Origin of the sequence: Asticcacaulis sp. SL142, from assembly GCF_026625745.1 — a bacterium.
In the GTDB taxonomy this organism is placed as follows: domain Bacteria; phylum Pseudomonadota; class Alphaproteobacteria; order Caulobacterales; family Caulobacteraceae; genus Asticcacaulis.
Window position 1 is genome coordinate 2,999,569 of record NZ_CP113061.1, and the last position, 22,748, is coordinate 3,022,316.

General features: G+C 56.7%; 22 protein-coding genes and 1 tRNA gene. 13 read left to right on the top strand and 10 right to left on the bottom strand.

Annotation, left to right across the window (positions count from 1 at the left end; translation table 11 throughout):
• Window positions 1–170 precede the first annotated feature (170 nt).
• The 4 genes from OVA03_RS13690 (at window position 171) to OVA03_RS13705 (ending at window position 6,537) form a co-directional block, all read left to right on the top strand.
• On the top strand, window positions 171–3,650 hold the full coding sequence (locus tag OVA03_RS13690) for a hypothetical protein (RefSeq protein WP_267525527.1): 3,480 nt from the start codon (window positions 171–173) through the stop codon (window positions 3,648–3,650).
• A gap of 220 nt (window positions 3,651–3,870) precedes the next feature.
• On the top strand, window positions 3,871–5,082 hold the full coding sequence (rlmN, locus tag OVA03_RS13695; protein ID WP_267525528.1) for a 23S rRNA (adenine(2503)-C(2))-methyltransferase RlmN: 1,212 nt from the start codon (window positions 3,871–3,873) through the stop codon (window positions 5,080–5,082).
• A 144-nt stretch (window positions 5,083–5,226) separates the two neighbouring features.
• Window positions 5,227–5,685, top strand: coding sequence for a DUF350 domain-containing protein (locus OVA03_RS13700; RefSeq protein WP_267525529.1), 459 nt, complete (start codon window positions 5,227–5,229; stop codon window positions 5,683–5,685).
• Between the two features lie 18 nt (window positions 5,686–5,703).
• Window positions 5,704–6,537, top strand: coding sequence for a peptidase (locus OVA03_RS13705; protein ID WP_267525530.1), 834 nt, complete (start codon window positions 5,704–5,706; stop codon window positions 6,535–6,537).
• A 53-nt stretch (window positions 6,538–6,590) separates the two neighbouring features.
• Here OVA03_RS13705 and OVA03_RS13710 read toward each other — a convergent pair whose 3' ends face one another.
• Entirely contained in the window at window positions 6,591–7,958 is a 1,368-nt protein-coding gene (locus OVA03_RS13710; RefSeq protein WP_267525531.1) for a hypothetical protein, read from the bottom strand.
• Window positions 7,959–8,058: 100 nt separating this feature from the next.
• Window positions 8,059–10,008: an acetate--CoA ligase gene (gene acs, locus OVA03_RS13715; protein ID WP_267525532.1), complete on the bottom strand. Its 1,950-nt coding sequence runs from the start codon at window positions 10,006–10,008 to the stop codon at window positions 8,059–8,061.
• 272 nt (window positions 10,009–10,280) lie between these two features.
• On the opposite strand from acs, the gene OVA03_RS13720 reads away from it, so the two are divergent.
• The 3 genes from OVA03_RS13720 to OVA03_RS13730 all read left to right on the top strand — a co-directional run bounded on the left by OVA03_RS13720 (window position 10,281) and on the right by OVA03_RS13730 (window position 11,921).
• The gene (locus OVA03_RS13720; RefSeq protein WP_267525533.1) at window positions 10,281–11,057 is read left to right on the top strand and encodes a creatininase family protein; all 777 of its coding nucleotides are present in this window, start codon (window positions 10,281–10,283) and stop codon (window positions 11,055–11,057) included.
• Entirely contained in the window at window positions 11,054–11,590 is a 537-nt protein-coding gene (locus OVA03_RS13725) for a GNAT family N-acetyltransferase (protein ID WP_267525534.1), read from the top strand. The genes OVA03_RS13720 and OVA03_RS13725 overlap by 4 nt, the downstream gene beginning before the upstream one ends.
• A gap of 154 nt (window positions 11,591–11,744) precedes the next feature.
• On the top strand, window positions 11,745–11,921 hold the full coding sequence (locus OVA03_RS13730) for a hypothetical protein (protein WP_267525535.1): 177 nt from the start codon (window positions 11,745–11,747) through the stop codon (window positions 11,919–11,921).
• Here OVA03_RS13730 and nth read toward each other — a convergent pair.
• On the bottom strand, window positions 11,918–12,562 hold the full coding sequence (nth, locus tag OVA03_RS13735; protein WP_267525537.1) for an endonuclease III: 645 nt from the start codon (window positions 12,560–12,562) through the stop codon (window positions 11,918–11,920). The two genes, OVA03_RS13730 and nth, sit on opposite strands and share 4 nt — an antisense overlap.
• Window positions 12,555–12,893, bottom strand: a complete 339-nt coding sequence (locus tag OVA03_RS13740; protein WP_267525540.1) for a phosphoribosyl-ATP pyrophosphohydrolase — start codon at window positions 12,891–12,893, stop codon at window positions 12,555–12,557. Before OVA03_RS13740 ends, nth begins: the two co-directional genes overlap by 8 nt.
• A gap of 126 nt (window positions 12,894–13,019) precedes the next feature.
• On the opposite strand from OVA03_RS13740, the gene OVA03_RS13745 reads away from it, so the two are divergent.
• Window positions 13,020–13,499, top strand: coding sequence for a low molecular weight protein-tyrosine-phosphatase (locus OVA03_RS13745; RefSeq protein ID WP_267525541.1), 480 nt, complete (start codon window positions 13,020–13,022; stop codon window positions 13,497–13,499).
• 34 nt (window positions 13,500–13,533) lie between these two features.
• On the top strand, window positions 13,534–13,806 hold the full coding sequence (locus OVA03_RS13750; RefSeq protein ID WP_267525543.1) for a DUF3144 domain-containing protein: 273 nt from the start codon (window positions 13,534–13,536) through the stop codon (window positions 13,804–13,806).
• Here the strand turns inward: OVA03_RS13750 and hslU are convergent.
• The 4 genes from hslU to OVA03_RS13770 are packed head-to-tail and all read right to left on the bottom strand — an operon-like array spanning window position 13,803 to window position 17,020.
• Window positions 13,803–15,104, bottom strand: coding sequence for an ATP-dependent protease ATPase subunit HslU (hslU, locus tag OVA03_RS13755; protein WP_267525545.1), 1,302 nt, complete (start codon window positions 15,102–15,104; stop codon window positions 13,803–13,805). The genes OVA03_RS13750 and hslU overlap by 4 nt on opposite strands.
• A gap of 34 nt (window positions 15,105–15,138) precedes the next feature.
• The gene (locus OVA03_RS13760) at window positions 15,139–15,663 is read right to left on the bottom strand and encodes a GNAT family N-acetyltransferase (RefSeq protein WP_267525547.1); all 525 of its coding nucleotides are present in this window, start codon (window positions 15,661–15,663) and stop codon (window positions 15,139–15,141) included.
• Complete coding sequence (gene hslV / locus OVA03_RS13765) at window positions 15,660–16,217, bottom strand: ATP-dependent protease subunit HslV (RefSeq protein WP_267525549.1); 558 nt, start codon at window positions 16,215–16,217, stop codon at window positions 15,660–15,662. Before hslV ends, OVA03_RS13760 begins: the two co-directional genes overlap by 4 nt.
• 41 nt (window positions 16,218–16,258) lie before the next feature.
• Window positions 16,259–17,020, bottom strand: coding sequence for a YoaK family protein (locus tag OVA03_RS13770; RefSeq protein ID WP_267525551.1), 762 nt, complete (start codon window positions 17,018–17,020; stop codon window positions 16,259–16,261).
• Between the two features lie 102 nt (window positions 17,021–17,122).
• Between OVA03_RS13770 and OVA03_RS13775 the strand changes: the two genes are divergently transcribed.
• The 3 genes from OVA03_RS13775 to OVA03_RS13785 all read left to right on the top strand — a co-directional run bounded on the left by OVA03_RS13775 (window position 17,123) and on the right by OVA03_RS13785 (window position 18,490).
• Entirely contained in the window at window positions 17,123–17,869 is a 747-nt protein-coding gene (locus OVA03_RS13775) for a HesA/MoeB/ThiF family protein (RefSeq protein ID WP_267525553.1), read from the top strand.
• Window positions 17,866–18,282: an MAPEG family protein gene (locus OVA03_RS13780; protein WP_267525555.1), complete on the top strand. Its 417-nt coding sequence runs from the start codon at window positions 17,866–17,868 to the stop codon at window positions 18,280–18,282. The genes OVA03_RS13775 and OVA03_RS13780 overlap by 4 nt, the downstream gene beginning before the upstream one ends.
• Before the next feature lie 133 nt (window positions 18,283–18,415).
• A tRNA-Gly gene (locus OVA03_RS13785) sits at window positions 18,416–18,490 on the top strand.
• 1,102 nt (window positions 18,491–19,592) lie between these two features.
• Here OVA03_RS13785 and OVA03_RS13790 read toward each other — a convergent pair.
• Both OVA03_RS13790 and OVA03_RS13795 read right to left on the bottom strand, forming a co-directional pair.
• The gene (locus OVA03_RS13790; RefSeq protein ID WP_267525556.1) at window positions 19,593–19,718 is read right to left on the bottom strand and encodes a hypothetical protein; all 126 of its coding nucleotides are present in this window, start codon (window positions 19,716–19,718) and stop codon (window positions 19,593–19,595) included.
• 21 nt (window positions 19,719–19,739) lie between these two features.
• Window positions 19,740–20,558, bottom strand: coding sequence for a DUF6807 family protein (locus OVA03_RS13795; RefSeq protein WP_267525559.1), 819 nt, complete (start codon window positions 20,556–20,558; stop codon window positions 19,740–19,742).
• Window positions 20,559–20,678: 120 nt separating this feature from the next.
• Between OVA03_RS13795 and OVA03_RS13800 the strand changes: the two genes are divergently transcribed.
• Complete coding sequence (locus tag OVA03_RS13800; RefSeq protein WP_267525561.1) at window positions 20,679–22,727, top strand: glycoside hydrolase family 97 protein; 2,049 nt, start codon at window positions 20,679–20,681, stop codon at window positions 22,725–22,727.
• Window positions 22,728–22,748: the final 21 nt, after the last annotated feature.

Below are 22,748 nucleotides of genomic sequence, written 5' to 3' on the forward strand. Positions count from 1 at the left end.
TAAACCACGCTTTAAGACCTCTCTTGTACTAATGCAGTAATAAATGTGCAGTAGGCATAGGAAGGCGTAAAATGCGTAATTTGAGTTCTGTATCTAAAGTGAGTAAGCGGTTCGTTTGCGGCGTCTCAATTAAGGCGTTACTGTTGGGCAGTATAGCTCCAAAGGCTTTTATGGCAGCCCTGAGTGTGCCGCTGGCGATTGCGGTCATTACACCTTCCATAGCATCGGCAGATACTTTTCTGGATGTGAATTCCGGCCTGACGGGCTGGACCACCAGCGGCACCACAACGCTGCTGACCACGACCGAAACGTCTAACCTTGGCGGAAGTCCCTTTACACTGACCCCGGCAACGGGTCAGGCGATGGTCAAGATCCAGGCTGACGGCTCATCGATAAACGTTAGCGCCGTCGATTCCATTTTGGGTCTGGCAAACGGTACGGCTACTGCGGCCATTGGCAGCGGCTCCACCAACTTTGGCCTAATCACCAAATCATTCAGTCTGGCAGCCGGCACCTATACTTTCGGATGGGCCTATTCAGCCGGGGATTATCTGCCCTATTCAGATGGTGTTTTCTTCTCAGTCGGTGGGCAGGGGCTATCCCAGTTCAATATTTTGGCCCGCAATGGTGAGAGCACAATCGTGCCGGGCAGCGCGGGTTATCCGGTTGGCGCGCTTATTCTGCAAAGCTATGGCAACACACCCTGGATCACAGCGTCCTTTAGCGTGTCTACAGCGGGTAGTTATCAGTTGGGCTTTGGCGGGTTCAACGGCCTTGATACCAGCCAAAGTCCGATCCTTTATGTGTCGTCTGTTATTGGCAGCTTTACCGGCACACCCGTTGGCACATCGGGCGCGACACCTACCCCCACTTCGACCGACATCGACACCGCCGCGCCCGGCGGATATGACGCCAGCCAGTTGGGTTCGACCCTGAATGCGGTCTTTGCCGGTGGCACGCTTTATTTCACGACGCCTGGCGCTTTTTCTCAGAATTTTCAGTTGGGTAATTCGGCGACCAATACGATTGATCTCAGGGACGTTTCGGTAAATCTGGACGGTAATCTGACCGATCAGACCACCGGCGGCTCGATCATTTTTGCCAATACCGGCAACAGCCAGACCTCGATCCTTCTGAACGGCAACAGCACCTATACCGGCTCCACAACGATTGAGAATAACGTATTCCTCAGCCTTAATGGTTCGATCAATAATACCTCACACGTTCAGATCAAAAATGGCGGCCTTGTCATCGTCCGTAGCGGCGGGGCGATCACCGCCGGTTACATTACCAATGAGTTGGGCGGGCAGTTGTTCATCGAGCAGGGCGCCACGGTCACGGATGATCTGGACAACGCCGGTGATGTCGAAAACGCCGGTACCTATAACGCCATCGTCAACACCAATACGGGCAGAATCCTGAATTTGGCTACCGGAACGTGGAACGGCGATGTCCGCAGTAATGCCGGCTACATTGCGAACTCAGGCATAATGAACGGTGAGGTGATTTCCACGAGTGGCGATATCTACTCGGACGGCACCTGGAACGGCGATGTCCTCAGTAATACAAATTCGCTGACTAACATCGGCACTTGGAACGGTAACATCACGACGGCGGGCGACTTTGTCAATGCAGGCACGCTAAACGGTAATCTGACTAATACCGGCACGGCTCAGGTTACCGGCACGATTAACGGTATCCTGACCAATGCTACGGCTGGATCGGCCTTCATTGCAGGTAGCGCAACGATAGATGACGTATCCAATAGCGGTAGATTGACCATTCTGGATAATGCCACATTGAACACTCAGTTCGTCAACGGGACGGACGGGCAACTGAGTATCCGCACGAACGGAACGCTGAACGGCAACGTCAGCAACGCCGGTTCAATTTCGAACTCAGGCACGCTAAATGGTGATGTCCTGAGCAATGCGGACTGGATCTACAGCACCGGAACCTGGAACGGCGCAGTTACGGCAAACTCCGGGACGGTTTTCAATGCCGGAACCTGGAACGGCGATGTCACGAATGCGGGCGAATTTGTTAGTACAGGGACATTTACCGGAACCCTAAATACCAGCGGCGAAGCCTATCTTTATGGTGTGATCAATGGCGCGGTGACTAACACCGGCACCTTTACGCTGCAAGGGAATTTGACCGGTAATGGTTCGGCGTTCAATAATTCCGGTACTTTAAGGCTCGATGACAATGGCTTTAACGGTTTTGGTGCGGTCACCAATGCGGCTGGCGGGGAAATCTGGGTCGGAGGGTTCGGTAGCATAGGGCTGTTGAACGCCACCAGCCTGACCAATGCCGGTGACGTCCACATGGTCAATGGCCACACAGGTGATGTCATTAACATTACTGGTGCCTATACGGGCACCGCCGGTTCGGTTCTGTCGTTCGATGTCGATATGCTGACCGGTCAGGCCGACCGTCTGAATGTCGGTACATTGTCGGGCACGTCTACGGTGCGCCTCTATAATTCAGCCGCAGGCCGGACGTACTTGAGCGCGCCTGTGGTGCTGGTGGCTTCCGGTGGTGGTGACGGCACTCTGACGGCCGATACCGATATCGGGACAGCGGCAGTTTTGGGCAGCCAGAGCCTGATGAGCTACCGTCTGGCCAAAATCGCCGGCACCAATGACTGGGGCATTGTCTCCAGCCTGAATACGCCATCTTTGACCAGTCTGAGCGCCAGCCTGACGGCCTATGTGACGGCTCAGAACCTCAATCTGGCTGACCTGCCCGAAGAGGTGTTCGTCCGTGACGGCACCTACGGCGTCAACCAGTGGATGGCCAATAGCTGGGCGCGCGCCTATAGCGGTGATCTGTCTCTCAAGTCGGGTTTCACGACTTCGGATGCCTATTCGTCGGGCACAACCACCAAGGCCAAGTCGTCTCAGGACGGCGTGCAGTACGGCTTCGACGCGGGTGTCTATAACATCCACGGCACCGGCGTCTCATTGCGTGCCGGCTTCATGGGCGGTTCGACCGACGCCAAGGTGACGGATGAAACCCTGTCAGGCTCAAGCGTCAAAATCGACGCCCCGAACTATGGCCACTACGCCGCCCTGACTCACAAAGGCCTTCGCCTGTCGGTTCAGAACCGCTACGAAATCCTGAAAGCCGACGTCACCAATCCGGCACTTGGCCTGTCGAACAGCCGCCTTAAGGCCCGCTCTGAGACGTTCTCGGTGGCCCTGTCCAACCGCTATGACCTCAACAGTTTGTTTGTTGAGCCGGTCATTGGCTATATGACGACCAAGGTTGATGCCGATACGCTGGATATCCCCGTTGATCAGGGCAGCGTGAAAATCGCTGAGCTGAAAAGCCAGCTCATCCGGGCCGGTGTCCGTGTCGGTACATCTCTGTCGACTGAGCGGGTGATCTGGACGCCTTACGGTGAACTCAACGCCTGGCAGGAAGATGCCGCTAAGACACAGACCGCTTATGTGCCGGAAAGTGGCACCGGCGCGGTCTGGCTGGCCGGTCAGCGTACCGGGCCGTTCGGTCAGGCTCTGATGGGTGTTACGGCGCAGTCGCGATCGAATGAGAACCTGTCGGGCCACCTTACGGCGGATGCGCGACTGGGCGATACGCTTAACGGCTGGACGGTCCGCGCGGGCGTGAAATATCGCCTGAAGTAATTGTCCTACCGCTGAAAACAGAAAAGCGCCTCCATCATCCGGTGGAGGCGCTTTTTTGCGCGAACCTTAAATTTGCGCACAAGCCTGTTTTCAGTTATAAGGCAGCCCTTAGCAGGGCTAACGTGCATTCTGAAAAGTGTGAAGCGGTTTTCAGATCCAAATGCGCGACTACAAGCCCCTGCCTTTTTTAGTTTCCCGACAGCCTTGAGAATCCCCGCCCGTGGCCTATACGCTTGACCTGAGTTCCAAACCTGCCGTCGCACCTGCCCGCGTCAATATCACCGGCCTGACCCGTCAGGGGCTGATAGAGGCTCTGGCAGACTCCGGCGTCGTGGAGCCGCGTAAGGCCAAAATGCGCGCCACGCAGATCTGGCGCTGGGTGCATCATTTCGGGGTCACCAGTTTCGATCTGATGACCGATATCGCCAAGGATCAACGCGGCCCTCTGGCGGAAAAATTCTCGCTCGATCGGCCGGAAATCATTGAACGCCAGATATCCAACGACGGCACGCGCAAATGGCTGATCCGCATGGCGCCCGGCATTGAGGTCGAAAGCGTCTTTATTCCCGGCGTGGGCCGCGCCGGGGCCTTGTGTGTATCGTCGCAGGTTGGCTGCACGCTCAACTGTTCGTTCTGCCATACCGGCACGCAAAAGCTGGTGCGTAACCTGACCGCGGCGGAAATCGTGGCGCAGGTACAAATCGCGCGCGACGACCTTGAAGAATGGCCGTCGCCGCGTGAGGCGCGTAAACTGTCCAATATCGTCTTTATGGGCATGGGTGAGCCGCTCTATAATCTCGACAGCGTGGCCGATGCCATCGACATTATCTCTGACAACGAAGGCATTGCCCTGTCGCGCCGCCGGATCACCGTGTCTACGTCTGGGGTGGTGCCGGAACTGACGGCTCTGGGCGAACGCACGCAAGCCATGTTGGCGATTTCGTTGCACGCCACCAATGATGAGCTGCGCGACATGCTGGTGCCGCTCAATAAGAAATATCCGCTCAAAGACCTGATTGCCGGTATCCGCACCTATCCGGGCATTTCAAATGCGCGGCGCGTGACGTTTGAATATGTCATGCTGAAGGACGTGAATGACTCACCCGCCGAAGCGCGCGCTTTGATCAATCTGCTCAAAGGTATACCGGCCAAGGTCAATCTGATCCCGTTCAATCCGTGGCCGGGAACCAATTATCAGTGCTCTGACTGGAAGACGATTGAAGCCTTTGCCGCCATCCTTAACCGCGCCGGCTACGCCTCCCCCATTCGCACCCCGCGCGGGCGTGATATTCTGGCGGCCTGCGGTCAGCTTAAGTCCGAGAGCGAGAAACAACGTGCCAGTGAAACCCGCAGGCAGGTGCGAGATGGCGTGGTTATGGTTGACCATATCGACGGCCTGCCGTTTGGGCACCTGGTCGAGGACGCTGATTAAACCCGTTTTGGGGAGAAAACCGTCGCAATATCTTAGGAATTTCCGGTTATATTGAAATGATTGACAAAGGCCCATCACGCGTCATGGTCTGAGCGCGCGGATGAAACGGTCTTGAAGATTATCAAAGCGGCGGGGCGAAGCTTTATGATACCTGATTTTCTGAACCCGGAATTCCTTATCCCGGAGGCCTTACGCCCTGAATTTCAGGCGTTTGGTACGGGGTTTCCCGTCACCTTACTTCATGCGGGTGTGACGCTTTTGATGTTGATGATCGGCACGGCCGTCTATGCCTTTCTCACGCCCTATAAGGAAATCAACCAGATCCGCGACGGTAATTCGGCGGCCGCGGTAGGCTTTGGCGGGGTGATCATCAGTCTGGCTATTCCTTTGGCGACGTCGATGTCGGCCTCAACCTCGATCCGTGAGATTGTGATCTGGGGCGGGGCGACCATACTGCTGCAACTGTTCGTGTTCCGCATGGTCGATTTTCTGTTGTCGGGCCTGCCTGAGCGCATCAACGAAGGCGAAGTGTCGGCTGCGGTGCTGCTGGTGGCGGCCAAGCTGGCAGGCGCCATTATTCTCGCCGCCGCCGTGGCGGGCTAAGACCAGAAGGGGCAGCAGGTGAAACTCGACTGGCTGCTTTATGGGGTTGCGCTGGCGGTGGGGACAATGGTCACCGTCAACTGGCGTGACCGGTCTATGGCGCCGCCCGCGCCGCCGCCGCCCAGCGCCTCCGAAATTTCCCTGCTGGCCAGTTTCAGCCCCTTTGCCCAAGGCTCGATCATCAGCTTGCCGAGCGGTCAGGGCGTCGCCACCCAGATCGACTATACCGGCACAGCCTTTTCGGTGTCTCAGTCCGGCGAATGGATTATTGCCCGCGACAGCATCCGTAACTGCGCCTACCCGTTTTTGAACATCGGCGGCAATCTGGGTGTGCCGTTCAAAATCCGCAAAGCGGCGGGGCATGAGAATTATGAGATTGCGGTGACGTCCGGTGGCACACGGCCTTTGCCTCTGGCCGATCCGGCGGCGCTCAAAGTGGGGCAGCGCGCCTTTATGCCGGGTTTCCCGCGTGGTGAGGTCGGTGAAGCGACCGCACGATTTATCGGGCGCACCACCTTGTCAAAATCCAAGCGCTTTGAGGCCAATGAATCCGTATTGGCCTGGGCGGAGTCGGGCCATACCCATGAGCTTAAGGGCAGCTTGAACCAGCTTATCGGCGGTCCGGCGGTCAATACGTCGTCTCAGGTGATCGGCATTACCCTGCGCCACAACCCGCGCCGGGGCCGGATCTATACCTCGACGCCGGAGACCCTGCACGCCCTGGCTAATCCACCCTCGCGCCGCCCGGACTATGACCGCGAAGAGGTCATTACGCGCCGCAATTACGGCACAGTGTCCGATAGCTTCCGTCGCGAATATCGGGTGGCGCAGGTCGGGTGTTTACGGACGTAATCGCACAGCGGTTGAGACACGGGCGCAACTCAAAAGCTGCGCCCGTCTTAAGGTCAAGTCCCTGACATGCGTGGTGTAAAGGGCCGCACCTTAATCGTGGACTGACCGTTCAGGCTATTGGTTTCAATACCCACGATGGCAAAGCCGCCTTGTGAATTGGCGGCAACATGGCTCCCGACCATGAGAGAGGAGGTCGGCGTATCGAGATCGCTTGGAAAGTTATTGCCAGCGCTATCGATCACCATGCCTCCATACCTCGAGGTTTCGCTCCACAGGACGACAAAGCCGCCGGCGGTCAGGGCCGCTACACCGCTGAGATTGCGCGGCGATGCCGGATCATTGGACAGGAGCTTTTCGGTACCCGTTTTGGTTCCGGAGACATTAAACACTTGTGCCCTGATGCCCTGGCTGAATTGTCCTGCGCCTACGCCTGGTGTCTGACCGTCCCAAACGGCGACAAAGCCACCAGACGTCAGATTTTGTACATCGAAGTTCCAGGTGGAGTTTTCCGCAGCATTGATGAAAAACTCAGAGCCGACAGGAACCAAGGCGCTGGAATAGATTTGTGCGGACAGGTGAGGCCCGACTGTGCTGCCTGGGCGACTATCATTAAAGGTCCAGGTAATAATGAAATTACCGTTGCTGAGTGCGGTCAGGTTATAACCAGGGACCGTGCCACCACCCGGAAATGCCTTGAGGGTCAATTCTCCACCCACCTTGTTGCCGCCAACGTCAAAGGTCTGAGCCATGACATTGCTTTTGGGTGCGGGGCCCATGCCCCCCATATTGGCGATATAATCTAACCAGACAACAATGTATCCGCCATTACTGATCGGGACAATCTGACTGGGTATCTGGTCGCCGTCTGTGGTGCTGTTTACCAAGACTTCGCCGCCGATTTTTGCGCCTTCGTCGTTGAAACGTTGCAGTTTGGTGCTGGAACCGCTTGTGTCCCCAAAGGTCTGACTGCGATCCTCCCAAGCGATTACGAAACCGCCATTCGCCAGGGCCGATATGACGTGAGAACTTTGGTTGTCAGAGATAGAGGTATTGGCGAGTTGTATCGTTCCTGCGCCATCGCCTTGCGCATTTATGACACGATAATAGACGCCCATACCGGATTGATCTGAAGATGAGGGCTGAGTGCTATCCGTCCAGACCACGGCATAGTTTCCGTTTTTAAGCCCTGTGATCCTCGGGGAACCGACAATACCGTGATTGGCCGGTCGTATAACGGTTTCGACGCCTGAGCGATAACCGATCAAAGAGGAACTGGAAGATGACGACGACGAAGATGACGACGAGCCACCGCCCGTACCGCTTGAACCGCCACCCCCACCTCCGCCTCCACAGGCGTAAAGCATTAACGCTACGAGTGGCAGGTAAAGCAATCGCAGATTTGCGGATTTAAAATTAGTCATGAAAGCCCCCGGCGAAAAGATAGATCAATCGCCGGAAGGCTTAGCAGGCGGGTGACAATGCCGCAACATCATACCACTCAAAGGTTAGAAAGCTTACCTTTTATGCATCCACTTTCAAATTTGCGCCCTTGATCAGATCGGCCACGACCGACGGGTCGGCAAGGGTCGAGATGTCCCCCAGCGCTTCCGGCTGATCCTCGGCGATCTTGCGCAAAATCCGGCGCATGATCTTGCCGGAGCGGGTTTTGGGCAGGCCCGGCGCCCACTGAATGACATCGGGGGAGGCGATCGGGCCAATCTCACGGCGCACCCAATTGCGCAAAGTGACCTTCAACTCATCGGTCGGCTCCACACCCTTCACCAAGGTCACAAAGCACCAGATGCCCTGGCCCTTGATGTCGTGGGGAAAACCGACGACCGCCGCTTCGGCCACGGTTTCGTGCGCCACCAGCGCGCTTTCGACCTCTGCCGTGCCGATACGGTGGCCGGAGACATTGAGCACATCATCGACGCGGCCGGTGATCCAGTAGTAACCGTCCTCATCGCGCTTAACGCCGTCGCCGGTGAAATACATACCGGGATAGGTCGAGAAATAGGTCTCGATAAAGCGGGCATGATCACCGTAGATCGAGCGCATCTGACCGGGCCAGGAATCCGCGATACAGAGATTGCCTTCGGTGGCCCCTTCAAGCCGTTTGCCCTCGGCATCGACGATGACGGGTTTCACCCCCGGCAAAGGCTGCGAGGCCGAACCGGGCTTAAGCGGAGTTGCCCCCGCCACTGGCGTGATCAAATGACCGCCGGTTTCGGTCTGCCACCAGGTATCTACGATGGGGCAGCGGCCCTCACCGACAACATTATAATACCACATCCACGCTTCGGGATTGATCGGCTCGCCCACCGTGCCCAGCACCCGCAGGGAGGCGCGTGAGGTCTTTTTCACCGGCTCATCACCTTCGCGCATCAGGGCGCGGATGGCGGTGGGGGCGGTGTAGAAAATATTGACCTGATGCTTGTCGATCACTTCCCAAAAGCGGCTAACGGTCGGGTAATTCGGCACGCCCTCAAAGATCAGCGAGGTCGCCCCATTGGCCAGCGGGCCATAGACGACATAGGAATGTCCCGTGACCCAGCCAACATCGGCGGTACACCAGAACACATCACCGGCCTGATAATCAAACACGGTCTTAAAAGTATAGGCGGCCCACGCCAGATATCCGCCGGTGGTGTGCAGCACGCCTTTAGGTTTGCCGGTCGAGCCGGACGTATAGAGGATGAATAGCGGGTCTTCGGCACCCATGGGTTCTGCCGGACACTCCGCGCTCATCTCATCAAGGACGCAGGCGATATTGATGTCGCGCTGACCGTGCATCAGCATCACATCGCAAACATCGGCCACCACAAACACATGCTTGACGTCCGGGCATTGCAGCAGGGCCAGATCGGTATTGGCCTTGAGCGGAATTTTCTTGCCGCCGCGTACCCCTTCATGGGTGGTGACAACATATTCCGACTTACAGTCCAGAATCCGGCCCGCCAGACTGTCAGGTGAAAAGCCGCCGAACACGACCGAATGGACAGCACCTATACGGGTGCAGGCCAGCATGAAATAGGCGGCTTCAGGCACCATCGGCATATAGATGGTCACCCGGTCGCCTTTTTTGACGCCGTACTGCTTCATCAGATTGGCGCGCTTATTCACCTCAACCGCCAACTGATTATAGGTGACGCTGTATGAGGTGCCCGGATCGTCGCCCTCAAAAATGAAGGCTACCTGATCGCCGCGCTCTTTCAGGTGCCGGTCGATGCAGTTCTGCGACACATTGAGCTTGCCGTCATAATACCAACGGATGCGGAAATCATCGCGGTTGAACGACACATCCTTGGTTTTGGTGAACGGTTCTATCCAGTCCAGCGCGTCGCCCAGCGTCTTCCAGTGGGCGTTTTCATCGGTGGCTATCAGATCATGCTGTGCCTTAAGGCCTGCGGCATCGAGGGTGCCGGGGCGCAAAAAGTCTGCGGGGACGGGAAAGAGTTGTTGATCACTCATCTGTGGCGTTCCTTAACTGGTCTTTTTTTGACGTGCATTTTATCCAAAAACCGCATCACACTTTTTGGAATGCACTTGGCACGGCACAGGTTTAACAGCCTGCGTCTTGTTTTCCCCCGGAACATGGGATGAAATCGGGGCAGAGTCGAGAGAACCAATGTTAAAAAACGCAAAAAAACATTAGCTTTCCAGGCCCAAACTGTCGCAAATTCCGTCAGGCGCCGCCATCTGTTCATCAAGGGCTGTGCGGTAATGACTAAAGAGTAGCTGATATGATCCTGTATGTATCGACCTGGCCGGAAATCGAGCGGTTTTTAAACGTCTCGAAAACCGTGATTATTCCTATCGGCTCCAATGAGCAGCATGGTCCGACCGGCCTGCTGGGAACAGACTGGCTGTGTCCGGAAATCATCGCCCATGCTGCGGAAAAACGGGCGGCTGAACAGGGTGAGCCGATACTGATCGCCCCGACCTTTAATATCGGCATGGCCCAGCATCATCTCGGTTTTGCGGGGACGATTTCGCTCAGGCCCTCGACCTTTATGGCGGCGATCGAAGACTGGGTGATGTCGCTGGCGCGGCACGGTTTTGAGCGCATCTATTTCCTCAATGGTCATGGCGGCAATATCGCGACCATTGAGGCGACCTTTTCGGAGATATATTCGCGCTATTCCTATCGCGGCGAGGTGTGTCCGTTTGCGCTGAAACTCACCAACTGGTGGGATATGGCTGGCATTGGCAAGATGTGTTCGGTCATGTTCCCGACCGGCCACGGCAGCCATGCCACGCCGTCGGAAATCGCTATTACCTATGCGGCCTATCCGGATCAGGTGCGCGATGTGGTGCCGGAGCCGAAAATTGCCCCGACCGGCCCGATCCGCGAAGCTGCCGACTATCGCGCGCGCTTCCCCGATGGCCGGATTGGGTCTGACCCGACGCTGGCCAGCATCGAAAAAGGCCGGCAATTGATCGATGCCGCCGCTGAAAGCTTGCTAAAAGACATCGCCCGTTTCAGCGCGGAAGCCTTGCCGCCAAAGGCTGCGACGTGAACCGGATTGAAACCGCGCGCCTGATCCTGATGCCCATGACAGCGGATGATTTCGAGCCGTTATGTACCCTATGGAGTAACGAGGATTTCGTGCGCGATATCACCCGCCGCCCCCTGACACCGGAAGAGGTGTGGATGCGGCTGTTGCGCGACATCGGCCACTGGCAGGTCTTTGGCTATGGCAACTGGTCTATAAGATTGAAAGCAGGTGGCCGCCTGAAAGATGGTGGTGACTGGATCGGCAGTGTCGGGATTTTCAACTATATGCGCGATATTGAACCCGCCTTTGATGCCCCGGAGATGGGCTGGGGGCTCGATCCGGCCCATCACGGCCATGGCTATGCGCGGGAAGCGGTGAGCGCGGTGCTGGATCTGGCCGATGGCGATCTGTCGCTGGATCGCACCCTGTGCATGATCAGCCATGATAATGAACCCTCGCGGAAATTGGCGCGCAAGGCAGGCTTTCGTTACCGTCATGATGTGACCTATCACGGCGAAATTGCCAGTGTTTTCGAGCGCTTACGGCCAGGTTAAACCCGGTGCGACATCATGGCTCACATGACTGTTATAGCTTCGTGAGCGTATTTCCGTTAAACTTATGTTTACAATTGTAAACATTGCGATTAGCTTTCGCCGCTGGTCATTCGCGTAACGGGCGTATTTCTACTCAGCTATTCGGGAGGGTTATATGGCGTTGTTCAACACTAATGATACCAAATCGGTCAATATCTACGCCATGATCTTTCTTCTGGCCGTGCTGGTACTGGTCGGGTTTTCGCTGGGCCGGACGCTGGTGAAGATGTCAGCCAATGACTGCGTGTCGGTCACTCAGGACGCCGCCGTCACTTCGGGCATTTGCCGCTAAACCCCGATCTTCGGACATAAATCCGCGACGATACAACTCTCACAAATGGGCTTACGCGCCACGCAGGTATAGCGTCCGTGCAGGATCAGCCAGTGATGCGCCCGTGTCAGCCACTTTTGCGGAATAATCGCCATTAACTGAGCCTCGACCTTATCGGGCGTGGTGGCATCCGCAATGCCTAAGCGGTGCGACACACGGTACACATGGGTATCAACCGCAATGGCCGGTTCGATATTGAGCTCATTCAGCACCACGCTGGCGGTCTTGCGGCCCACGCCGGGCAGGGCCATCAGGGCGTCGCGATTGAGCGGCACCTGCCCGCCATAGCTGTCGATCAGGATCTGCGACAGCTTGATAACGTTCTTGGCCTTGGTACGGTAAAGCCCGATTGAGGCGATCATGGCCGACAGTTTTTCCTCACCCAAGGCCACCATATCGAACGGATTATAGGCAAGATCAAACAACGGCTTGGTGGCCTTGTTGACCGCCTTATCTGTGGTCTGGGCTGAGAGGGCTACCGCCACCACCAGCGTATAGGGATTGATGAAATCAAGCTCGGTCTTGGGGTCGGGCTTATCGGCCTCAAAACGTGTAAACAGTTTCTCGATAAGGCGGGGATCAGGCAGGAGGGGATCAGGCATTATGAGATTCCGCGGCCATCACCGTTTCCCACTTCAGCCATTTTTCGGTAATGGCGGCATTAAGGTTTATGTTTTCAGCTCGCGCCATCAGCAGCAGCATGCACATCACATCGGCCATTTCCATAGCCACATCGTGCCGTGCGGTCGCTTCATCGCGCCGTGACCTTCCGGTCATGGCCAGATAGCTTTGGGTCAGTTCACCCATCTCTTCCTGAAGCTTCAGGATATGCCAGTCGCCACCGCGATCGACGCCGTACACCCGGCCATAGCGATCCGAGATGGCCTTAAGCCGGTCTATAAAGCTTTCCAGTTCGGGGAGAGGCTGGGACATGGTGTTCATCCTATGTTCGTATAAGCGCATCCCGAAAAGTGTGCAGCGGTTTTCGGACAGGATGCGCGACAAGGAAACATATTTCATAGATTGATTCCGCCATGAGGCAACGCCTATAACCCTGTCATGATCTCTGTTTTGTTTGTCTGTCTTGGCAATATTTGTCGCTCGCCACTGGCTGAGGGCGTATTCCGTCATAAGGTCACCGAAGCCGGTTTAGACGCGCACTTTTTCATCGATTCCGCCGGCACGGGAGGCTGGCATATTGGCGCTGCACCGGATACGCGCTCCATTGCCGTGGCGGCCCGTTATGGTATCGCCATCCATGAGCAATGCGCCAGAAAACTGGTACGCGAAGATTTCGATCGCTTTGACCTTATCCTAGGCCTTGATAAGCAAAACCTGAGTGATATTCGCAGGCTTCAACCCGTTGGATCATCGGCGCGCACAGGGCTTTATCTGGAAGAGGCTTTGGGGGTTCGCAAGGACGTCCCCGATCCCTATCATGGCGGCCCAAGGGACTTTGAGGCGGTTTACCGTCTATGCGAAGAGGCCAGCACCGCCCTGCTTAAACAATTGACAGGCCCGGATTTCACCGCCACATAAGATCAATATCAATCATAAAAGAGCAGGGCGTGACATGTCGGATAACAATCAGGAACTTTTCGTTAAGATGGCATCGGGTCATATCGATCTGGCCAATGCCCACAGCAAAGACGCCGATTACGAACTGGTCGCCATCGCCTTAAGCCATGCCGCCGCCCGTTATAATGCGTTTATGGTCTCGCAAAGCCTGACGCCTGCGCAAATGTCTGGCGACCGCGATAAGCATATCGACCATCTGGTGGGGCAGTTCCGCGAGTTTCTGAGCCAGCATTATGATGGCTATGTTCAGGAAGCTGTTAAGCCCTAAAGAATATATCGGCTAAGGTCAGCATCACCGGCGATCTCGCCCAGGCGTTCCTTGACATAGGCTTCATCGATCAGGATGGTCTGACCGGATTTGTCAGACGCCGTGAAGGAAATGTCCTCCATCACCTTTTCAATCACGGTATGCAGCCTGCGCGCGCCAATATTTTCGACCTTGGCATTTACTTGCGCCGCAGCCGCAGCCATTTGGGCGATCGCGCCGTCATCAAATTGCAGATCAACGCCTTCGGTCTGCATAAGCGCCTGATTTTGCTTGATCAGATTGGCTTCGGGCTCAGACAAAATCCGGCGAAAATCGTCCTGGGTCAGTGCCTTAAGCTCAACGCGGATCGGCAGGCGGCCCTGCAATTCGGGCAGCAGATCCGACGGTTTCGCCACATGAAACGCGCCCGACGCGATAAACAGGATGTGGTCGGTCTTGACCGGCCCGTGCTTGGTCGACACCGTGGTGCCTTCGATCAGCGGCAGCAGGTCGCGCTGCACGCCTTCGCGGGACACATCTGCCCCACCGCGCTCGGATTTCGAGGCCACCTTGTCGATTTCATCCAGAAAGACAATGCCTTCGTTTTCGGCCAGGCTCAAAGCCTCTGCCGTCACAGATTCCTGATCGAGCAGTTTATCGCTTTCTTCGGATAGCAGGATCGGTTGGGCGGCCTTAACGGTCAACCGCACCGTTTTTTGCTTACTGCCCATGGCCTTGGACAGCATTTCACCGATGTTGAAATTGCCGCCCGGCTGGCCCGGAATCTCGAACACCCCGATGGGGGAGGTGCTTTCATTGACGCTAATTTCAATGTCCTTATCGTCCAGTTCACCCGCCCGCAAGCGTTTACGGAAACTGTCGCGGGTCGCCGGTGACGACCCGACCCCGACCAGCCCGTCGAGCAGACGTTCTTCGGCGGCGGCCTCGGCCTTGGCGCGCACACCGGCGCGGTTCTTTTCGCGCACCATCAGCATGGCGGCTTCAACCAGATCACGCACAATCTGATCGACATCGCGCCCGACATAACCGACTTCGGTGAATTTGGTGGCTTCGACCTTAATGAACGGCGCGTTGGCCAGCTTGGCCAGACGGCGCGCTATCTCGGTCTTACCGACGCCGGTCGGCCCGATCATCAGGATGTTTTTCGGGGTGATCTCATCGCGAATGTCATCGCTGGTTTGCTTGCGACGCCAGCGATTGCGCAGCGCCACGGCCACGGCCTTCTTGGCGTCGTTATGACCGATAATATAGCGGTCCAGTTCTGAGACAATTTCACGCGGGGAAAAGGTATGAGACATGAATTTAAAGTCCAATTGGGGATAGCGGGCCGGTTCAGGCCGATTTCACAGCGTCGGGCGCCACATCGCGCGCCCGCACCATCAGCACCAGCCCATTGGCGCGGGTGTGATCGGTGGCGGTAAAGCCTGCGCGTTCACACGATTTGACGGCGGCGATATTGGTCGCATGGGGCGCTGCCCGCAGGCACTGAGCGCCCTTATAAAACAGGCCGTCGGCGGCCTTGCTGAGGACTTTCGCCCCTAAGCCGTCACCGAGGTGTGAGGCGTCCCCGATAAACATATCGAACAAAAATGTGCCCCTGGGGTTTTCGCTGTAGCACGGGCTGTCGGGTTCGTGGTCCGGGTTACATTCATAGCACTGGAAATAGCCGATCGGCTGATCGTTATAGGTGATGATGAAGGCTGTGGCATTGGCGGCCCCGATATAGGCCAGGGCATCCTCGACGCCATCTTCGGCTGTTTGGCCACAGGAGAGCCACCACTGCTGTACATGCGGTGAGGCCATCCACAGCAGCAGCCATCCGGCATCATCATCGGTTAGCGGGCGAAAGGCAATCACGGGTTCAGGGTCTCCAACGTCAGATGATCATTGGTGTAGACGCAGATGGATGACGCGATCTTCATGGCCTTACGGGCAATCTGTTCCGCGTCCTGTTCGTACTCCAGCAAAGCCCGCGCCGCCGACAGGGCATAGGTGCCGCCTGAGCCAATCGCGGCCACACCGTCTTCGGGTTCCAGCACATCGCCGACGCCGGTCACGGTCAGGATATGGTTCTTATCGGCCACCAGCAGCATGGCCTCAAGACGGCGTAAGTAACGATCCGTGCGCCAGTCCTTAGCCAGGTCAACGCAAGCTCGCGCCAACTGGTCCGGATATAGCTCAAGCTTGGCCTCCAGCCGCTCCAGCAGGGTAAAGGCATCTGCCGTTGCCCCGGCAAATCCAGCCAGCACCTTACCGCCCGCCAGCGTGCGCACCTTACGCGCGCCGCCCTTAACGATGGTCGGGCCCATGGAGACCTGGCCATCACCGGCAATCACGGTCTTATTGTTTTGGCGCACGGCGACGATGGTGGTGCCATGCCAGTTCGGAAACGGGGAATTGTGTTCGCTCATAAGACCCTAATTGGCGGTTTTGCGCGCGGCTTTCAAGAGCGCTATGGCACGGAAGCCGTTTTCTTCCTCGGCCTTTGCTTATTTCGGCGGCGCAGATCGTCGCTGATCGGGCCTGCGGCGACCACGGTCAGCAGGGCCGCAAACGGCCAGACGGCCCCAAAGCCCAGACGGCTGAACAGGAACGCCCCGATAATCCCGCCGATGATAAAGCCCAGTAACAGACCGGCCAGCAACCGGGTTTTGGCCGGATGAAAACGGGCGTCGGTGTGCATCGCCTGCCCGAACAGGAACCGTCCGGCCTCAATCCCCAGATCGGTGATGACGCCGGTCATGTGGGTGGTGCGGATTTCGGCATGGGAAATCTTAGTGATCAGCCCGTTTTGCAGGCCCATAATGTAGCACAAAACGGCAATGGTCACCGGCAGGGTCAGGCGCACATCAGCATGGGTCGCCAGCGCACCAAACACCAGCAGCAGAACCGCCTCCAGCATCAGGGCGATGGCAAATTCGCTGTGCAGTTTCTTTAGCCGCGCCCAGTTGATGATCAGGCTGGCGGTCACAGCCCCGAAAAAGAAGGCGATGGCATAGCTGATCGCCAGTCCCGCCGCGGCCCAGCTATGCAGGATCAGAAAGTCGGCAAAGGACGACACCAGCCCGCTCATATGCGAGGTATAGACCCCGACCGCCAGAAAACCGCCCGCATTGATGGCCCCGGCTGTAAAGGCCAGAATGACGCCCAGCCGCCGGTCGCCCCTGACGGAGCGTCGTTTACCGCTGAGTTGTCGCAAAAATCGTAGGGCCATGGGTGAGCATAGGCGCGCGCGTCATGGCCCCGCAAGTCCATTTCGCTATTCTCTTTTGGTGCGGGTTTGACCATATAGAGTGACATTACCTTGGAACTGCTCATGCTCAACGATGATGAACTCGACCGCTACGCCCGCCATATCGTCCTTAAGGAAATCGGCGGCATGGGGCAGATGCGGCTTAAGGGCGCGAAGGTGCTCTTGGTGGGCATGGGCGGCATAGGCTCACCGGCAGCGCTTTATCTGGCGGCGGCAGGCGTGGGCACGCTTGGGCTGCTGGATGATGATGAGGTGTCGGTCTCAAACCTTCAGCGGCAGGTGCTGTATGCGACCTCCGATATCGGGGCGTCCAAGGCCGGGCAGGCCAAGGCCCATCTGGAAGGGCTCAATCCGCATGTGGAGTGTACCGTCCATCCGGTGCGACTGACGGCGGATAATGCGGCAGACATCATCGGCGCTTACGATATCGTGCTGGATGGCTGCGATAATTTCGAGACGCGCTTTATGGTCAACCGGGTGTGCGTAGACCTGAACAAACCGCTAGTGTCGGCGGCCCTTGGGCGCTGGAGCGGGCAGGTGGCGATCTTTGCAGGTAAGCCCTGCTATCAGTGCTTTGTGCCGGACATCCCGCCCGATGCGGAAACCTGCGAACGGGTAGGCGTCGTAGGCGCTCTGGCCGGTGTCATGGGGTCGATGGCGGCGTTAGAGGTGGTGAAACTGATCACCGGCGCAGGTAAGGCCTTGACGGGGCGGTTGCTGATCTATGACGGCCTGTCGGGAGAGAGCCGCACCATCCGCATCCCGGCTGAGCTTGACTGTCCGGTCTGTGCCGCAAAGGGGGGCATATGACAATTGATCAGGTGTTTATTCTGGCGTTTCTGGCCCATTTCGGTTGGGTGGCGCTGCTCTATGTCTGGCTGACGATTGAGCGCCAGTCAGCGGTCGCCAAGGGTGAGGTTCGCATCGCTGATTTTATCCGGGCCGGGGCCGATCCTGAGCGATCAAATCGCGTCACCCGCAACCTGTCGAACCAGTTTGAACTGCCGGTATTTGCGCTATTTGCCGGTCTGTTTATCTATCTGTCGGGGGAGGTCGCGCTGATCGATGTGGCGGCAGCGTGGCTGTTTCTGTTCGGGCGCGTGATCCATACGGGGGTGCAGACCCTGACCCGCAATGTGCCTCTGCGCGGGATGGTGTTTGTGATCAACTTTGCAGGGGTTGTGATACTGATGGCCCGCGTGGCGTGGATCGCGCTCACTTAAGCCGTTTGCAAACCATGTGGCGCAAACCATGTGGAAAAATCGGATTTTTTCAAAAAGAGGGCTTGCAAGGCCAAGGGCTTAATGTCTATAAGGCGCACCTCTTCGGCGGACATGAACATGACCGCGCAGATGAGCGGGCGTAGCTCAGCGGTAGAGCGCAACCTTGCCAAGGTTGATGTCGAGAGTTCGATCCTCTTCGCCCGCTCCAAACACTCTCATTAATTTGATAGAGTCTTGGACATGAGTAGGTTTTAGCCTAACTCAGTGTGACAAGCTAGTGATGCTCCAAGCTCACTGAAATGGTCGTCTATGGCCTTGATGCCTGCGCTTGGGTGGTTCGGGCTGAGACTCACGTATGTATCTGGTTCACCTTTAATCTATGCATATTAGGCCGCTGACATCCCATGCCGGGACGCCACGAGACCGTAGTTTCAAGGCCATTATGTGCTGAATGCTGTAGATGCGCAGGGCAGTGGCGTCCCAGAGGTCATCAAGCTACGTTAACAGGCCGAACGAACGTGTTGCCGTTTTGTACCACTTATCAATATGGTTAATGATATTTAGTAAATTCGGCATGGAGGGCTGGACAAATCAGAACGAAGCGCCCCCTAATATACACGCCAAAAGAGCACAGGCCAATAACTGACCTGCGCTCTCCCATTTCTGGGGCACTTGGGTATTCTTGGAGTAAAAAAGCAAATCACTCCCGTCTTGCTAACAGAGTGGTACGCTCCGAGCGGATTATTGGCAAGTGCCTCGTGCAAATTTGTGGAGTTACACATGCACACATATTGCCTTGTGTCGCGTTTAGGCAACGCATCCACCCCTCAATACGGGGTGCGCCGTCAAAACCTTATTGAGACGGTATTTCGTCTAGCATCGGGTGAAGTGAGGCACGAATTAACATCGTCGTTCACGTTCAATAGCGAATACTCTTTGGATCAAATCAACCTAGCCATAGGCCGAGTGCTTGATCCCAGATTGGACAGTTATGATCTGTCTAAAGTCAAAATTCTTGACGTTCGATCCGGTGGAAAGGATGGCGACCAGCAGAAGCTAGTCCGTATCATGCTGGGAATAGGCCAGCCTGTCCGGAATGTTCTTGCGGATTATATACGAAGGGGGCCTCCAAGATATAACAACTTTCTTTCGCAAGCTCTACGCAATGGTAACAAACTTGGAGGCTAGGCCGCCAAGCTTCTAACTTGAGCCACCTCGGCGCAGCCGCCCATTAATTGGCCATAGCCTCGGCTATACCGATTGAGATGCGGCTGCGTTCAGCAAAAATATTTGCCGACGTTTAAGCGCCTCTACTTCCACAGTTCGTCATCATCATTCTTGGGCTCGTCGGGGATGTTTTTGAACAGGGCATAGGTAAACACCAGCGCCGCCACCAGAAACACAATCAGCCCGATCGCTATGCTCCAGATATTCATGATCTCCCCCCGGATGTGATCTTAGACGGCCTGCCGCCAATTTAACCGTATATTCAGTGGGACCTCCATATCGACCGGCACAGAGCCTAAGCCGGGGTAGGCCGCGTTTTGCATGCTCTTTTCCTGGCGCAGCACCCAGGTGGTCCACGGCGTGCCATTGATCAGGCAGGACAGCTCAATCTCATCGGGCATGTCGGGCCGCAGGGGCCAGCTAAAGGCCACACTATCGCCCGTCTCAACCGCCGCAAACTGGGCCGTCACCGCCTGACCTTTGGTGCGGATGGTGATGTCTTCGGAATGAAGGAAGCGCACGCTTGGCCCGCCATAGCCCTTATCCGGTGTGCCACCGAGACTAAGGCCCGCCACTAGTGCCTTCAACGTGATATCTACGCTGAACCGGCGGCCATGCTCATCATCGGGGTGCAGTGTAATGACCACGGCCTCATCCATGATCGGCAAATCGGCGTCATGCTTAGTCGAATACCAGCGGTAATGGCCGAGTAAGGTATAATTGCCGCTCAGGTCTTCGGCATGTTCAAAACTCAACGGTTCAAAGCGGATGTTGTGGCCTTCCCAGCCATCGGCGATCTTTTCGCCCAGCAGGTAGATTTCCCGCCACGCCCAGAACAGGCCGCGCTGATGGTGGTGATCTTCGGGGGTATTTTCGGTCAGCACCGCACCCGACAGGCCATGCACGGGGTGGATATAGTTCATCCGCCACGGCTCAAAATTGCGGCACGGCGCGAAATGGTAGGTTATGACCGGCTTGTTGCGGTGGTACAGGCGCACATAGGTCAGGCCCTGTTCGGCTTTCCAGCCCGTCAATACCGCGTTTGCCATCACAACCTCCTTACAAAACGAATTGTCCTACAATTTTAGTCTTGACCTGCGCCCAAGTTTAAGGTGCCTTACGCTCCATCAAAAATAAATGCCGAACGGCACAACGTCAGGGAAGCGATCATGGCTGTAAAAACCTTAACTTTGCGCGGGTGCGCTTTACTTACACTCCTATGCGCCACTCAGGTGTCGGCGGAAACCTTTACCGCCGCCTCACCGGATCAGACGAACCGTATCGAAGTGACCCTGATAGATGGCGGTTTGACCTATGCCGTCAGCCGCAATGGCAAGGCCGTCATTACGCCGTCAAGCCTTGGTCTCACCCTGCAAAACCGTCCGCCATTTGGCACCGCCATCGGGGCGGGCGGGTTTACGTTGGTCGATCAGAAAACAACCTCCGGTGCCGATCAGTTTACGCTTCCTGTCGGCAAGGTAAAGTCCGTAAACGCCCGGTATAATCAAACTGAGTTTACTTTAAGCGCGGCCAGTGGCGATGTGACAACCCTGAAGCTGATTGTGCGGGCCTATGATGACGGGGTGGCGTTCAGATATGTGATCCCCAAGCAAGACGGCGTGGGGGCGTTTGACCTTCAGGACGAGATGACGGCGTTTAATTTCGCCGCCGATTACGACTGCTGGGGCCTCAACCAAGGGCGGTTCGAAAACAGTTTTGAGGGCGAACATGACGCCATCAAGGCGTCTCAGATGCGGGTGTTTCACCTGTTTCAGGCCCCCGTCGTGTGCGATACCGGCGACGCGGCCTTTGCAATCGCGGAATCTAACCTTAAGGCCTATCCGGGGGCTTACTATACCGCGCTGAGCGACGCCAGTTACGGCATGAAGGTCGTGCTGACCCCGCGCAAGGATAATGACCCCGGCGCGCGCTTTAACACCCGCGCCGCCCGCATCGACGCAACGAATGGCTTTGAAACGCCGTGGCGGGTGATCATGCTGGGCGATCAACCCGGAAACCTGATTGACTCCAACCTGATCAATGCGTTGGGCGAGCCATCGGTGGTCAAGGATACGTCGTGGATCAAGCCGGGATTATCCGCCTGGGACTGGTGGAACGGCAATGACTTCCCTTTGCCCGCGCCCCACAATGCGAACGGCCAAAAATCCGGCATGAATACCGCGACCTATAAGGCCTATACCGATTTTGCGGCTGAGTTGGGGCTGGGATATATCCTGATCGACGAAGGCTGGTCGGTGGGCTCGACCGTCGAGCCCAATGCGGCGGCTGATGTCACCAAACCCAAGCCCGAAATGGATATGGCCGAGATCGTCCGTTACGCCAAATCCAAGGGCGTGGGCGTGTGGATTTGGCTGCAATGGCAGCAACTGGATAACCAGATGGATGAAGCGCTGGCGACCTATGAAAAGTGGGGCATCAAGGGCATCAAGGTCGATTTCCTGAACCGCAACGATCAGGAGATTATGGACTATTATCAGCGCATCCTGACCAAGACCGCCCAACATAAGCTCATGGTCGATCTGCACGGGGCGTTCCCGCCGGCGGGGCTGACGCGCACCTATCCGCACTATATGACGCAGGAAGGCGTGCTGGGGGCGGAGAACAACAAATGGAGCCGCCGGATTACCGCGCATCATAATATTATGCTGGCCTATACCCGCGGGCTTTTGGGGCCGATGGACTATACACCGGGCGGGTTTCGCCACGCGACACCGGCTGAGTTTCCGTCAAAGCAGAGCTTTATCAACCCCTATGTCATGACGACGCGCGGGGCGGCCTTGGCCATGTATGTGGTCTATGAGAGCCCGTTTGGCATGGTCTCGGATTCGCCACCTGCGTATCGTAAGGCCGATGGGGCATGGCAGGACGGCGTTGATTTTATCAAGGGCGTTCCGGCGTCATGGGATGAAACGCGCTTTGTGGCCGGTGAGATCGGCCAAAGCGTGGTGATCGCCCGCCGGTCGGGTAAGGACTGGTATGTCGGGGCCATGACCGATGATCAGGCCCGCGAGGTGACGGTGCCGCTGGGGTTCTTAGGTGAGGGTGCGCACAGCGCCAAACTCTGGCAGGACGGGGCCACGATTTCGACCCTGAACGTGAGCGATACCAAGGTGGATAAGGCGGGGTCTCTGACTTTGAAACTCGCGGCCAATGGCGGGGGCGTGGTGAAGATTAGTCCGCTTGGGAAGAAAAAGTAAGAGCCCCCACCACCCTTTTGC